The 15,479-nt window shown below is 40.6% G+C and carries 8 protein-coding genes; 7 read left to right on the forward strand and 1 reads right to left on the reverse strand.

What is annotated here, in order from left to right:
* Positions 1 to 55: 55 nt before the first annotated feature.
* From MR054_RS00785 to MR054_RS00795, 3 genes are all read left to right on the forward strand, one after another.
* Entirely contained in the window at positions 56 to 3,340 is a 3,285-nt protein-coding gene (locus MR054_RS00785) for a SusC/RagA family TonB-linked outer membrane protein (protein WP_242155237.1), read from the forward strand.
* Between the two features lie 10 nt (positions 3,341 to 3,350).
* Positions 3,351 to 4,778 carry a SusD/RagB family nutrient-binding outer membrane lipoprotein gene (locus MR054_RS00790; protein WP_242155240.1) on the forward strand — a complete coding sequence of 476 codons (1,428 nt, stop codon included), beginning with the start codon at positions 3,351 to 3,353 and terminating at the stop codon, positions 4,776 to 4,778.
* A 102-nt stretch (positions 4,779 to 4,880) separates the two neighbouring features.
* Positions 4,881 to 5,699, forward strand: coding sequence for a dienelactone hydrolase family protein (locus MR054_RS00795; RefSeq protein WP_242155241.1), 819 nt, complete (start codon positions 4,881 to 4,883; stop codon positions 5,697 to 5,699).
* Between the two features lie 3 nt (positions 5,700 to 5,702).
* On the opposite strand, the gene MR054_RS00800 is transcribed toward MR054_RS00795, so the two are convergent.
* Positions 5,703 to 8,441: a T9SS type B sorting domain-containing protein gene (locus tag MR054_RS00800; RefSeq protein ID WP_242155243.1), complete on the reverse strand. Its 2,739-nt coding sequence runs from the start codon at positions 8,439 to 8,441 to the stop codon at positions 5,703 to 5,705.
* Between the two features lie 317 nt (positions 8,442 to 8,758).
* Between MR054_RS00800 and MR054_RS00805 the strand changes: the two genes are divergently transcribed.
* The 4 genes from MR054_RS00805 to MR054_RS00820 are packed head-to-tail and all read left to right on the forward strand — an operon-like array spanning position 8,759 to position 15,204.
* On the forward strand, positions 8,759 to 11,923 hold the full coding sequence (locus MR054_RS00805; RefSeq protein WP_242155256.1) for a SusC/RagA family TonB-linked outer membrane protein: 3,165 nt from the start codon (positions 8,759 to 8,761) through the stop codon (positions 11,921 to 11,923).
* 12 nt (positions 11,924 to 11,935) lie between these two features.
* Positions 11,936 to 13,447, forward strand: coding sequence for a SusD/RagB family nutrient-binding outer membrane lipoprotein (locus tag MR054_RS00810; RefSeq protein WP_242155259.1), 1,512 nt, complete (start codon positions 11,936 to 11,938; stop codon positions 13,445 to 13,447).
* A gap of 28 nt (positions 13,448 to 13,475) precedes the next feature.
* A complete protein-coding gene (locus MR054_RS00815) occupies positions 13,476 to 14,303 on the forward strand; it encodes a DUF4843 domain-containing protein (protein ID WP_242155263.1) in 828 nt (275 codons plus the stop codon).
* A gap of 16 nt (positions 14,304 to 14,319) precedes the next feature.
* Complete coding sequence (locus MR054_RS00820) at positions 14,320 to 15,204, forward strand: hypothetical protein (RefSeq protein WP_242155267.1); 885 nt, start codon at positions 14,320 to 14,322, stop codon at positions 15,202 to 15,204.
* Positions 15,205 to 15,479: the final 275 nt, after the last annotated feature.

Raw genomic sequence — 15,479 nt, forward strand, 5'->3', positions numbered from 1 at the left:
TTTTATTAACAATTTATTAAGACTTTTGGCCTTGACTAATTCAAATAATTAAAAAATGAAAACAAAGTTTAGCGGAATGCTAGTGTTATTCCTAGCATTAGCTGTGCAATTTACTTTTGCACAAGAAAAGACGGTTTCTGGTAAGGTTACGGACGGAAACGAACTGCCTTTACCGGGTACAACAGTCTTAGTTAAAGGTACTTCTTCTGGTACCTCAACCGATTTTGATGGTAATTATTCTATTGAAGTTAGCGAAGGACAATCTCTTGTCTTTAGTTTCGTAGGATATACGACTCAGGAAATCGTCGTAGGTGCCTCCAATACCATTAACGTAAGCCTCATGGAAGATGCGGAATCCCTTGAGGAAGTTGTGGTAACGGCCTTAGGTATTAAAAGAGAGAAAAAATCCTTAGGTTATGCAACGCAAGAAGTGGATGGTGAAGCCGTTTCGAAGGTTCAAAGTCAAAACTTTGTTAACTCGCTATCTGGTAAGGTAGCCGGTTTACAAATTAAGCCTTCCGGAACTTTAGGCGGTGGTACCCAGGTGGTGATTAGAGGTAATGCCTCTGTACTTGGAAACAACCAGGCCTTATTCGTCATTGATGGTGTTCCTATTGATAACAGTATCAATAACCAAATTGTAGCCAGTATCTCTACCGAATCGAGACAGACGGTAAACGGTAAGGGTGGATACGATTACGGTAATGCCGCTTCGGATATCAATCCGGACGACATTGAATCCATAAACGTTTTAAAAGGTGCTGCGGCTTCGGCCCTTTATGGTTCTCGTGCTGCCAATGGGGTAATCATGATTACCACGAAAAAAGGATCTAAAAAAACCGGAATAGGCGTAACCATTAATTCAAGTCTTATGGTAGGTACGGTTGATGATTCTACCTTACCGGTGTACCAAAAGAAATACGGTGCGGGTTACGGCCCGGGCTATGGTGCCTCAGGTGAAGAATACTTTAATGACCAGTTTGACATTAACGGCGATGGTATCAACGATTTATCGGTGCCGTATACTGAAGATGCCTCCTGGGGTGCAGAATTCGATCCTAGTTTATTAGTGTACCAGTGGAATGCTATTTATCCGCAATTGGATACCTATCTGCAACCCACACCATGGGTAGTTGGACAACACGATCCTAATTATATTTTTGAAACCTCCAGTACGGCTGTAAATTCTGTGTCGTTAGATGGTGGTAGTGATAATGGTAGTTTTAGATTAGGGGCCACCAATATGTTGACCACCGGGATTCTACCAAACAGTGAAATTAAAAGAAGCAGTCTTAACTTCAACGGAAGTTTGGATTTAACCGACAAGTTCACCGTATCGACAACCTTCAACTTTGTGAAAACGGATGGTAAGGGTCGTTATGGTACAGGGTATGACTCCAACAACGTGATGCAGCAAAACAGACAATGGACACAAATGAACATTGACTTTAAAGAGCAAAAGGAAGCGTATTTCGCCACTCGAGAGAACATCACCTGGAACTCCAACTCTCACCTGGATACCAGTCCTATTTATTCGGATAACCCCTGGTGGACCTTCTATGAAAACTATGAAACCGATACCCGTAACAGATTCTATGGGAACGTCGTTTTAAATTACGAACTTACAGATTGGCTAAGTGTATTGGGTAGGTTTACTTATGATACCTACACCGAATTCCAGGAAGAAAGAACTAACGTAGGAAGTTCCAATGTACCGGCCTATATTAGATTTAACAACTCGGTTTCGGAATACAACTACGATGCTATTTTGAGCGTTAATTATGATTTAACGGATGATCTGAATTTAGATGGAAACCTTGGTTTCAATTTATCGCGTAAGCAATGGAACAATATGTTAGCACAAACTAACGGCGGCTTAAATGCGCCGAGACTGTATGCCTTATCCAATAGTGTGAGTCCTATCAACGCGCCCAATGAATTTGACGCCACCCGAATGATCGACGGTGTATTTGCACGTGCGAGCTTAGGATACCTTAACACCTATTTTGTGGAAGGTACCTTTAGAAGGGACAGAAACTCCAGTTTACCAATGGCGGACAACACCTATAACTATTGGTCTCTAACGGGTAGTATGATTTTCTCCCAATTAATTGAGGCCGATTGGCTCACTTTTGGAAAACTAAGAGGTAACTATGGAACCGTAGGTAACGGTACCGATCCTTATCAGGTATTTAACACCTATGCGGTTTCTTCACCCTTTGGTGGTGCCGGTAATGCCTCCAATCCTACTACAAAAGCTAATTTAAACTTATTACCTGAGGAGCAAGAAAACTGGGAAATAGGTTTGGAAATGTCCTTCTTACAAAGACGTTTAGGTTTTGATATTACCTATTACAACACCCAAAATAAAAATCAGATTACCAAAGTACCTGTTAGTACAGCCACAGGATATGGTACCGTACTTTTAAACGCCGGTACTATTGAAAATAAAGGTTGGGAAGTTCAGTTATTTGCGACACCCCTTAAAATAGATGATTTTAGTTGGGACTTCAGATTGAACTGGGATAGAAACAGGAACAAAGTATTGTCGTTGGCTGAAGGTATTGAGGTATTGGAATTATCCAGTAATTTACAAACCGGTGTATCCATCAATGCTGCTGTAGGGCAACCCTATGGAACCATTCGTGGTCGTGACTGGGTCTATTATGACATCAACGGAAACGGTGCAACCGATGCATCAGAACGTTTTGCTGCCAATAGAGTGATTGCTACCAGTGGTCGTCCTTTGAGAACCTCCACCAGTAATGAAAACATCGGTAATATCAACCCCGATTGGAAAGCCGGTATTTTTAACAGTTTTACCTATAAGAATTTCAATTTAAGTTTCCTTATTGATATTCAAAAGGGTGGCGATATATTTTCACTAGACACCTACTATGGATACGGTACAGGGTTATATGACTTCACAGCCGGCCTAAATGATAAAGGAAATCCATTAAGAGATCCTGTTGCTTCAGGCGGTGGATGGCTATGGGAAGGTGTTCAGGCTGACGGATCAACGAATACGGTTTACAGAGACATGACCAATCCGGGTGAATTTGGATATCGTTTAGCACAAGCTGCTCACGTTTATGATGCAGGTTATGTGAAATTAAGAGAAATATCTTTAGCTTACACCGTTGATAAAAAGTTAATTGATAAAACATTTTTAACCGGTGCCACGATATCATTAATTGGTAGAAACCTTTGGATCATTGATAAAAGCACACCGTATACCGATCCGGAAGCCGGATTGAGTGCTGGTAATATTCAAGGGAACCAATCTGGTGCGTATCCTGCTGTTAAAGAAGTAGGTGCAAGTCTTAAATTACAATTTTAAAAATATGAAAATGAAAAACTTAATAATAACATCGGTTCTATCATTCATTTTGATATTGGTCTCTTGTCAATCAGATGAACAATACGAAAATTTGAACAGAGACCCTAAGAACCCCACTCAAGTAGCTGCTGATTTCTTATTTAACGGCGCTACAAAGAGCTTAACGGATCAAATGACTTCCATCAATGTTAATCGTAATGTCTTTCGGTTTTTTGCACAAACCAATTCCACGACGACCTATATTGATGAGCCCAGTTACATCATTACTACCAGAGGAATTCCGGATTATCATTGGTCTGAAATGTACAGAGATGTCCTGTTAGATCTTAAGACATCCAAAGAAGTTGCAATGGCTAATACTGAGTTATCTTCAAGCGAACAAAATGCCCGTGTGGCACAAGCAGAAGTACTCATGATATACACCTTCCAGCAATTGGTAGATACTTTTGGTGATATTCCTTATTCTGAAGCATTGTCGGATGTGACCTTACCGAAATATGACGACGCAGCAACGATCTACAATGATCTTATTGCCCGATTGGATGCTGCCATCCCGGATTTAAGCGGAACAGGTTACACCGGTGCAGATCCGCTTTATGGTGGTGATTCCAATGCCTGGAAGAAATTTGCCTACTCTTTAAAATTACGTATAGGTATTCGCCTGGCAGACGTGAATCCATCATTGGCAAAATCGACTGTTGAATCAGCGGTTAGTGGTGGTGTGTTTACTTCTAATGCAGATAATGCTACTGTTCATTATGAAGGAGCTACTCCCAATACCAATCCGGTTTGGGTTGATTTAGTGCAATCCGGTCGTGCCGACCACTTGCCTTCTAACACGATCGTAGATATTATGAACGATCTTGATGACCCAAGACGAGAAGTGTATTTTGATGATAATTTAGGCGAAGGTGTCTATGTGGGAGGTAACTACGGTGCGCTTTCTCCTTATACAAGTCATACCCATTTGGGTACGGCATTGCATGAACCAACAACACCGGCCAATTTAATGGATTTCGTTGAAGTATCCTTTATGTTAGCCGAAGCCTCGGAAAGAGGATACACGGTTGGAGGTACCGCAGAACAGCATTATAATAATGGGATAGCGGCATCCTTTGAGATGTGGGGCGCCACCGGACTTTCAGAATATATGGCCAACCCCGATGTGGCCTATGCCACAGCACCGGGAACCTGGAGACAAAAAATTGCCGTTCAGTTTTGGTTAGGTATGTTTAACAGAGGATTTGAAGGGTTTACCGTTTGGAGAAAGTTTGACTGGCCACAGTTTCAGCTTCCAGCAACGGAAATGACTCCATTCCCTTACCGATATACTTATCCTGTTCCTGAACAGAACTTAAACGAAGCCAATTGGGCAGCGGCATCCACTGCCATTGGCGGTGATTCTCAGCAAACCAAATTGTTCTGGGATGTCAACTAACGATTCTGTAGATTAATAAAAAAAGGTTGATTCTTAAGGGGATCAACCTTTTTTTATTTAATAACTTTACTTCTCAGTTATGTAAGCCATATTAATTGTATCATGAAATTGAATCTTTATTTTATCCTTGTCTTAACCTGTATCCTTTTTAATTGTAATCGCTTTGAAGAGGAATTTGTAAATGGTGGAAATGATCCCGATCCTACCGGGCCCCGAACCGCTGAGGATGTTATTGCCGATTTCAAGGCAATAGACTTTCAGCCCGGGATTAATGACGTTTCCCTTGAGTCAACCACTGAAGGCTATTTTTGGAATTTCAGAGTCATCGTTCCTGAAGATGCGAGTGAGACCAATAAAAAACCAATGATTTTCAGTCTGCATGGCGGAGCACAAAACACCGCACCGGATGCCCATAAAAACACAGATTGTTTAATAAGTCCGGGTATAGAAAATATCATAGATGCCTTTGTTGTGAGTCCGAACAGTAACAGCTATTTATGGTATCATCAGCTTAACCAAATTCAAATACTCGCCTTGCATGATCTGATCACTTCAAATTTACCTGTTGATATCGATAAGATGGCCATTACGGGATACAGTGATGGTGGCAACGGCAGTTGGTTTTATGCCCAATATTATCCGCATTTGTTTAACGCAGCCATACCCCTGGCAACCTCTTATAATACAGCAAAAAATGATGGTAGTATTGAAGCATTCGCCCACCCGTTATATGTCATCCATGGCGAAAATGATCAGTTATTCCCTTTAGAGATTACCCAGGGATTTGTAAACGAATCCATTGCTGCGGGATCTGAGATCGCATTTGTAGTCGCTTCGGGTTTGGATCACTACAGTGTATGTGACTATCTGCCTTATTTTAGGGATGCCGCCGTATGGCTCAATACCTTATGGAATAACTAACCATTACATTTTGAGGGTAAAATGCCCTATATATTCCTCTCCATTCGGCAGTAACAAACGATACCAATAATCGTCGGCAGCCATCTGCAAATTATTGTACCTGCCATTCCAGCCTGATGAATAAAAAGGATTAAAGGTTTTAAGAAGTTTGCCGTATCGATCATAAATACTAACGGAAATATGGTCGGTTCCAAATTGGTCTGGCTTTAATCCGTAGGCATTCCAGGTATCGTTTTGCCCATCCCCATTGGGTGTGAAATATTTAGGGAAACCAAAAATGTAAAAATCCTTTTCAATGATTTCACATCTATTTAAATCACTCACATACACCGTATGAAGACCAGGTGCCAAATCTAAAAATACGTCACTTTCCTGAACGTTGTCCACATGGTCCACACTATACAAAAAGGGTTCATCTGTCGCAGCCAGGACCACCTTTAAGGTACGCCCGTTAGTATCGAGGCGTTGTATGACGGGTATTTCATTTTGTTTTACCAAAAAGGAAACGGTCTTTCCACAATTAAAAACAGGGTCATTAACGGTAACATCGTAAAGGCCGGGATCATTAACATGAATACCATTTTCAGTGTTTCCCGTGTTCCAATAATAATTATAATTACTGATTTCACTTTGTGGAACTCCAGAATCCAAATGAATGGGAAACGCATAGGAACATACCGTAATGACCTGATCTTCAATTAAAGGAAATGGCTTAATATGAAGGCCCACAGTTCCGATACCAAAACATGCGCCATCATTTTCAACCCTGACAAAGATATTTTTTTCATTCGACCTGAACAGCAAAGGCAAGGGGTTCACTCCCAGACCGGCATCGTTTTGAGTGTCGTGAAAGGTGACTCTTGAGTCCGCCAGCAAATTCAACTTAAGTCTTATTTCACTCGCCTTGGTCTCAAGATCAAAATCACCTATTCCCTGACCCACGGGCACGCATGCATTTAAGGATTCATCGTCTATTGATATGGGTGCTACGGTAACCAGGTTAATGGTGGCCAAGGCATAACAATCGGTATTGCTTCTCAATACTTTGGCATAAACCGCTTCGTTCTGTGCAACATTCCTATAAATGTTGTCCATGGCCATACTATTAGTAATATCCAGCTCGGCATCATCTAAGGAATGGTAATAATAAACTTCAAAGGTATCGGGTGTATTGAATGTTATCGGCGCATTGGCCAGTTGAAGGTTAAAGCTTGTTATCCCGTCTTCACTATCGCTGTCGAATGAATCGCATTGGATCAAATCGTAAGTCGTTTGCATCACCTTTGGAGGGTCAGAGATGATTATTTGCTTTAATAATGGGGCACTTTCTATACCATTGAACGACAAGGTTAAACTTACGGTATAGACCCCGGGCGCTTCATACTTATAGTAGGGATCAATATCTGTTGACTGGTGACCATCACCAAAATCCCATATAACACCGTCATAAGGTTCTTCGGAGGTAATAAAGAAATGGGTGTCATAGCCCAAACAGGTCGATTCATAATCGAATGTGTATAAAAACAAGGATTGCACAAAGGGAGGGAGTCCTAATTGCACGGCCTTGCCTCCCAGGCTAACCGCATTTTGCTTGTAATCGCAGGATGATCCCAAATAATTAGGCAGATGGATCACCGATAAACTTGATCCGGAGGAAAGCACCGGATATCCGGCTCTGTATATCTTACCATTAAGCGCTAACTGCAGGGCCCCGGCAAACATTCTTGAAGCATTAATGGTCTTCCGAGACGCTTCAACATTTGCACTTTCCAGGTCAAATTGAAACAAATTGCTTTCTATGAAATTATCGGATTCATCAAAAACATTATTGGTAACGTATAACCGTTTGGAGTTGGGAGAAAATTCCACCCCGTAAGGATAACCATTGGAAAACAGCTGCCTTTGGTTGGACACCTCACCCGTGGCATTATTAAAGTCATACAACAGGACCTGTCCCGAGCGCTTACTTCCGTTTCTTGGATTTCCCAGTCTTGTCGAACTATGGGCAATGGCCACCTGTTTCCCATTAGGAGATGCCTTAAGATATCCTATGGCAGTAACATTGGCACCGTCATCGTTTACTTCGGGGTTTACTGTTTTGGTTACTGTCGAAACTACCGGATTCTCATTGACGCCGTTGCCAATTTTAAAGGCATAAAATCGATTAATAAAAAAAGTGATCACCCAAATGGAACTGCCATCGCTATGGGATACAGCGGTTAATTTTTCGGTGGACTTATACTCTTTCTCCAATAAATTAGAGTCATCATAAGTTCTTAAATGGATGTTCATCCTGTTGGGAACCACATCGCCAAACCCATTATTCAATTGCATATCGACTTCAGTATAGTTAATCCCGTGAATGATTTTGGTATCCTTGAGATAATAACTGGGCTGATCGACCGTAAAAATATAATATCGCGAACTGCTTCCCGGTTTCTGTACGATGAGTGCAGAGGTCGTACTGGATTTATGACCATATAATCCCAGACCATTTGGCATGACCCCATGACGTCTGTCCCAGATCGTCACACCATCGGTATAAAACAAGAGGTTACCATTGGAATCGGATATGGTGGCACAGCCCTCACTAGAGGTTAGCTCCCCATCTAAAAGAACTGTTGGCGTGTCTGTATTAAAATCAAGACCTGCAAAATCGCCAAAATACCAGTTAGCCGATTCTTTTTGAGAATACACATGGTTACACCAAACGATAACCAGTAATACAACTATTCGCTTCAATGGATTTTCATTTTTCTAAAAGTAAAGAATACTTCGATGTGGTACAAATACATAAGTTAAAAAGCAACTTTAAAAGTTTAAATGGAATTGTAAAAAAACTGGAGGCATAAGGCCCTTCAAAATCAATTTAAAAGGAACTATTTTCAGGAAATCCCTCATTCCATTATAGATTAAAAATCAAAAATCCCGTTATATTGACAATAATTCAATGCCGAAATGTTAATTATTGGCATAAATTATACTTTTCTGTGGTCATTCTTTGCTTATTTAAGATTTTATTAAGATTTTTGAAACGGACTAATTCAAATAATTATAACATGAAAACAAAGTTTAGCGGAATGCTAGCGCTTTTCTTGGTGCTAGTGGTGCAATATTCTTTTGCACAAGAAAAGACAATTACCGGTACAGTTTCAGACGAAAGTGGATTACCTTTGCCGGGAACAACTGTCTTAATTAAAGGTACTTCTTCTGGTACATCTGCCGATTTCGACGGTAAATATGCAATTACAACGACTACAGGATCTGTTCTTGTATTCAGTTTTGTTGGATATACTTCCCAGGAAATCACGGTTGGATCATCCAATACCATTAACGTGGTCATGCAGGAAGATGCTGCACAGTTAGAAGAAGTTATCGTAACAGCTTTAGGTATAAAACGTAAGCCCAAAGAACTTGCCTATGCCACCACCGTTGTAGAAAATGATGCGATTATTCAGGCGGCTCCCGTAAATGCAGTTTCCGCATTAGTCGGTAAGTCTTCCGGTCTGAATGTCAACTTCAGTGATAATGGTGTAAAACCAAACTCTACCGTGCGGTTAAGAGCAAGTAACTCCCTCACGGGAAATAACAACGCCTTGATCGTTATTGACAATGTTCCCCAATCCAGTTCCTCACTGGGTGATATTAATCCGAATGATATTGAATCGGTAAATATTTTAAAAGGGGCCTCTTCAGTAACCTTATACGGTTCTGCCGGTGCCAATGGAGCCTTGATCATTACGACAAAAAAAGGTAGTAAAAATGAAAAACTCAATGTATCCATAAATTCAGCGGTTACCTTCGAAATTCTTAAATTCTTCCCAGAATCGCAAAGCGAATTTGGAAGTGGGTCAACCAACGTATTCGATTATACGCCCTATGAGAATGAAAGCTGGGGACCACGATACGACGGCACGCTTCGTCAAGTAGGACCCGTTCTTCCTGATGGCACCTTTAATATGTTACCTTATGCCCCGGTGAGAAAAGGTCGGGAGAGTTTTTTTGAAACGGGTATCACCACTCAAAATTCCATATCCATTAGCGGTGGAGATGAAAACTCCACTTACTTTTTCTCGGCACAACGTATCGATAAAACGGGTATCACCCCGGGAGACAAATACTGGAGGGATAATTTCAGATTTAATGCAACGCGCACCTATGGCAATTTAGAATCAACGACGTCTGTAGCCTTCTTTCAAGATAAATTTGATGTGGCCGGCCCCAGTCCAACGGATGGTAGTTTTTACAGAATTTTATTGAACACCCCGGCGCATTACAGATTAAGTGATTACAGAAATTGGAGAACAGACAAATATTCCACTCCTGAAACTTATTTCAATGCCTATTTTAAAAACCCCTATCAAATAGTGGATCAAAATAGGGATAGTAATCGCTCTAATCGTTTACAGGCCATCGCCAATTTAAAATATACCTTTACCGATTGGCTGTCGGCCACCTATAGCTTAGGGGGCACATGGTTTAATAGCGAGCGAAAAAATACGCAGGAAGGATTTACTTACGATCCTACATTAACCTATACAAGACCGAGTAATGAAGTTAGTGCCGTTCTCGATGCTACAAGCAGTAACTTTAGGTTGAATTCCGACCTGTTGTTCAACATTGAGAAACAAATCAATGATGATTTTAATGTACGCCTAATTGTTGGAACACACCTGGAAGCGTTTAGAAGCAACCAAATGAACATACTGGGTAATAATCTATTTACGGATGAGATCTTTAACGTGAACGTCCGGACCGGGAACTTATCCTTTAATAGTGCGAATTTTTCTTCCCCACAGAGTAACACTCAAAAGCGGTTGTACTCTTATTTGGGTGATTTAACCCTGGGATTCAAGGATTATTTATTCTTAACGGGTTCCTGGCGACAAGATACGTCCTCGACCCTGCCCGTTCAAAATAACACCTACGACTACTACAGTGGTGGTTTGTCCTTTGTAGCAACCGATGCCATTCCGGGTCTTAAAGGTGGTGTTCTTGATTATTTAAAGTTAAATGCCAGTTATGCCAAGGTAGGTAACGATGCCGGTATTGGCGATATTAATGAGAACTTTATAGTACCCATTGGATTTCCATTTAACAATCCCGGGGTACGACCCACAACCATTGCGGTTGACCCTAATTTGAGTCCGGAATTTTCCTACTCTACTGAAGCCGGGTTTAGAGCCGAATTTTTTAAACAACGTATTAACCTTGATGCCAACTATTATTTTGTGAAAGCTGAAGATCAAATTAATTTTTCTGCGGCATCAAGAGCCTCTGGGGCTTCCTCTTATTTAACCAATATTGGTGAAATTCAAAATAAAGGGGTTGAGATCGATCTATCGGTTACCCCTATAAAATCAGAAGACTTTAGATGGGATATAGGCTTTACCTATACCTTCAATGAATCGGAGGTCATTTCTTTAAGTGAAGGGGCCAATCGTATTCAAATCGGAACCGGATTTACCAATACCGCTACTATTTTTGCCGAAGTAGGTCAGCCTTTCCCTTCATTGTATGCTCCCGGTTATAAGCGGGATCCACAGGGAAGAGTTATCGTGGAAGCCAATGGTAACCCGGCACCCACAAGTGAACTTCTTAATTTAGGAACTACGGTTCCCAAGATTATTGCCGGATTATCCACAAAATTTGAATACAAAGGATTATCCTTAAGAGCCGTCGCAGATTATAAAACAGGTCATGTGTTTTACAGTACCCTGGTTGAAATTTTGGAATTTGCCGGTTTGACGAAAAACAGTGTTTCTACGAACAGACAACCTTTTATATTCCCTAATTCCGTTTATAATACGGGAACCGCCGAAAACCCTGTTTATGTGGAGAATACCGATAGACCAACCACAGATGGTACTCGAAACTTCTGGCAGACCTCATTTAATGAAATCAAGGAAAATTATGTCGTGGATGCCTCGGCGATAAAGATTCGAGAAATTGCCATAGATTATACTGTACCAAGTAAATATTTAGAAAGAACACCTTTAACGGGTATTACGGTTGGATTTGTGGCCAATAATTTAATTATGTGGCGGGCTAAAGAAAACATCTATACTGATCCTGAATTTTCCATTAACTCAGGTAATGAAGCGAATTATGGTATTGGAGCAGGTAATGCCTTCCCGGCTACGAATGGTGTAACTGGTATTGGATCTTCCGATCAAGCACCTCCTACCGGTACTTATGGATTTAAAATGAGTTTAAAATTTTAAAAAATTGTGAATATGAAAAATTTAAAATATGTAACAGGTCTCGTCATGCTACTATTCATTGTGTCTTGTAGTGATGAGTATTTAGACGTTAATAAGAGTTCTACGAGTCCTTCGAATGCCTCGCCGGAATTATTGCTTCCTGCTGCGCAAAAGAATTCAGCCGATATGTTATGGCGGGCAAGTATTTCAAACGGGTCGGACATCTCGTTTAACCTTATTGGAGGCATCCATGCCGGTGTTATTGCCGATTCCGGCGACCGTGTGTGGTACGAACCCGAACAACAGTATTTAATACTTAATACAACCTATGAGCGTTGTTTTGAGAATACCTACCAATTAACACTGTATCCTTATCATTTGATTGAAAATTTTGAAGGAGAGGGTTATGATTATTACAAGGCCATCGCCAAAATCATGAAGAGTTTCCATTTTGCGATGCTCGTAGATACCTATGGTGACATACCATATACTGAAGCTTTTGGAAGAGGTGCAAATACCCAACCGGCTTACGATGACGATAAAGCCGTTTACGATGCCATTTATGATGAACTCAATGTGGCCATCGATATGATTGACAATGCGCCATCCGGAACACTAGATCCTCTAAGTATAGATGCCATGTTTTTGGGTAATATGTTGAGATGGAAGCAATTTGCCAACACGCTCAAATTAAGAATGTTATTACGCCAGGTGAACACCGGAGAAAACTTAAGCGCAAAATACAGCGAACTAACCGGTAACGGTATTGGTTTCTTGGTGGGGACTGCCTCCATAGACCCCGGTTATGGCGATCAGACGGATCAGCAAAATCCTTTCTGGACCGTTTTCGGATATGTCCCGGGTAGTACCACAACACCCGCACAAAACAATGAAGCCACGCGTGGTAATGAAGTCTACGTTAACTTCTTAAAAGATAACAATGACCCAAGGACCACCCGATTATTTCTTCCGGCGGAAACCGATGGTGAAATACGAGGTATTCCTCAAAATGTATATACCAATGACTTGAGAACGGACGCGACTTCCGCCTTAGGACCTGGTTTATTGAAATCGCCTGCTCAGAGATTATTTGTTATGGCCGGTTCTGAATCCCTGTTCCTACAGGCCGAAGCGGTTGAAAGAGGCTTTATTTCAGGAGATGCCGGTGCCTTGTATAAGGCAGCCATTGCGGCCTCCTTTGCAGAACTAGAGGTGCCAAATGCGGCTACCGCGGCAGTTACCTATGAATCCACGTCTGTAAACAACTTAGTGAATTGGGATACCGCTGTTGCTGCAGGTAAAGAAATTGAGGCCATCATTACCCAAAAATGGCTAGCCATTGGTTATATTTCAGGATTTGAGGTTTGGATGGATCGTGTAAGAACCAATTTCCCATCTTTTGTACCCATTCCAACAGGAGCTTTATCAACAACGTTCCCCTCTAATTTGTTATATCCCGAATCGGAGTATGCCACAAATTCAGCTAACGTACCCACACAGGGGAATAATGCGGCTTTTGATAGACATACCTTCTGGATGCAGTAATTGAACTAATTAAAAAATATATATAAATATGAAAAATTTAATAAAATCCATAACGTTACTCATCGCTCTGGGGGTATCCTTTAACTCCTGCTTGCTTGATGATGATAACTTAGCTGATTCGTTCGATGATGGCCCAAATTTCACCAGTTTTTCTAATTTGAATCAAACTGTGAGTGCTGTTGCCGATGGTGAATTAAAAACTGCTAATGTTAATATTGAACTTCAAGGCCCAAACATGGTCGGCTTTAGTGAAGATGTAACCTTAACTATAGGAGTCGATGCGGCTAATACCACTGCTATTGAGGGCGTACATTATACCTTAAGTACAAATTCAGTTACCCTGACTAAGGCCAACAACTATATTGGAACCATTCCAGTTGGTATCATAACCGAAGGAATTGATCCTCCGTTGGCGGTAGCTCCTATTATTACTTTAGAGTTTACTGATGCCAGTGGCACCAATGTAATTCCTAGCTCAAAAGAGACCAAGTTGACCATAATTTATCAGTGCTTTGCTGATTTATCCGGCATCTATTTGGTAACAAATGATGCCTGCAGTCCATCAAAATTAGCAACAATAACTCAAAATGCCGATGGTTCATGGTTTCTTGAATCCGCTGATGGTTATTTCCTAGATCAATGTACTGCAAATACAGGACTTTATAATAGTGGCAATATTGTTGAATTATGTGGGGAAATAATTCCAACTAATGACTTAACTTATGGTTTTTTAGATTTAGGGACCATTTTAAGTGGTACATGGGATTCAGAGAACGGTATCCTTACTTTAAACCATCGTCAGACCTTTACTGGTAATTGGCCAGGTACATGGACCTCAACTTATACAAGACAATAATTCAAAAAAAATTAATATGAAACAATTTAAATATATTCTGGGGGTTCTTGCACTGGTAAGTATCATTGGTTGTGACAACTATGATGTAGAACCTGTAATAGATGAAAGTGCAAAGCCAACGGTTACAGCTACAGCAATGGACTCATCCATTAGTGAAGCCGGTTCTCCAATTACTACGGTAACTATCAACATGGATAAACCCATCAAAACGACAACTACTTTTACTGCCATTAAAGTTGGTGGTGATGCAACAGAGGATGATTTTGAGGTGGAAAACGCTGTTATTCCGGCCTATCAGACCTCCACAACAATGGAAATAACAATTAAAGATGATTTCATAGCTGAAGGTACGGAATCCATTCAATTACAAATTACGCCATCGGACGTTCCTGATCTTTATGAAGTTTTAGGAACTCCCACGGTAACATTCAGTATTGAAAACTCCATTTCTTTTTCAGCAGAGTTAGATTGGGATGGCAGCTATATGGATGCCAGTGGTGGTGATCATAGTTTTTGTGACTACGATTTAGATTTAGAGTTATATAGTGCAGATTTCAATGATTTATACTATGCCAGCTATAGCCATTGTCCTGAAGACTATGTAGTAGGACAAGGAGAATTGGAGGATGGAGATTACTGGATTGTTCCAAGTTTTTGGACAAACAACGGTCCAACAGAACCTGCAAGTCCTGAAAATATCCCCGCTATGCTGCATTTTGGCGTTTTGGGAAGTAATACGGAGTCCGTTACCATAGATTTATCAACTGTTTGGGATACTCAAACAGGTGGCTATCTTCAAGGAAATCCTGATGCCTATTTGGTTAAATATGTATTGACTGTTTCAGGAAACAGCTATACTGTTACTGATGCTGATTCTGGTTCTGTAGTGTTTGAAAATTAAAATAATCTAAAACTAATAGTTTTTAAAATTTGCCTCCTGTAGTTTTTACTATTTGGAGGCATTTATTTTATAAAATTTCAAGCAAACAGAGACGCAAAAGTTCTTGCAAACTCATGAATATTTTTTTTTAGCAATAAATTTTATTAAACCAGAAAAATAAACTAGCTATAGTTTAAAGTAAAACCCTCCTATCTTATTAGTCTAACATGAATAATGAATAAGGAATTTATATGTCCGTTTGAGTGCTAAATCACAGATTTAGCATATTACGACTG

Source organism: Aestuariivivens sediminis (assembly GCF_022662105.1).
GTDB lineage: Bacteria > Bacteroidota > Bacteroidia > Flavobacteriales > Flavobacteriaceae > Aestuariivivens > Aestuariivivens sediminis.

What these genes read in the sequence shown, in the direction of transcription:
- MR054_RS00785 (WP_242155237.1), top strand. Translation starts at nt 56, where the DNA reads ATGAAAACAAAGTTTAGCGGAATGCTAGTGTTATTCCTAGCATTAGCT.
- MR054_RS00790 (WP_242155240.1), top strand. Translation starts at nt 3,351, where the DNA reads ATGAAAAACTTAATAATAACATCGGTTCTATCATTCATTTTGATATTG.
- MR054_RS00795 (WP_242155241.1), top strand. Translation starts at nt 4,881, where the DNA reads ATGAAATTGAATCTTTATTTTATCCTTGTCTTAACCTGTATCCTTTTT.
- MR054_RS00805 (WP_242155256.1), top strand. Translation starts at nt 8,759, where the DNA reads ATGAAAACAAAGTTTAGCGGAATGCTAGCGCTTTTCTTGGTGCTAGTG.
- MR054_RS00810 (WP_242155259.1), top strand. Translation starts at nt 11,936, where the DNA reads ATGAAAAATTTAAAATATGTAACAGGTCTCGTCATGCTACTATTCATT.
- MR054_RS00815 (WP_242155263.1), top strand. Translation starts at nt 13,476, where the DNA reads ATGAAAAATTTAATAAAATCCATAACGTTACTCATCGCTCTGGGGGTA.
- MR054_RS00820 (WP_242155267.1), top strand. Translation starts at nt 14,320, where the DNA reads ATGAAACAATTTAAATATATTCTGGGGGTTCTTGCACTGGTAAGTATC.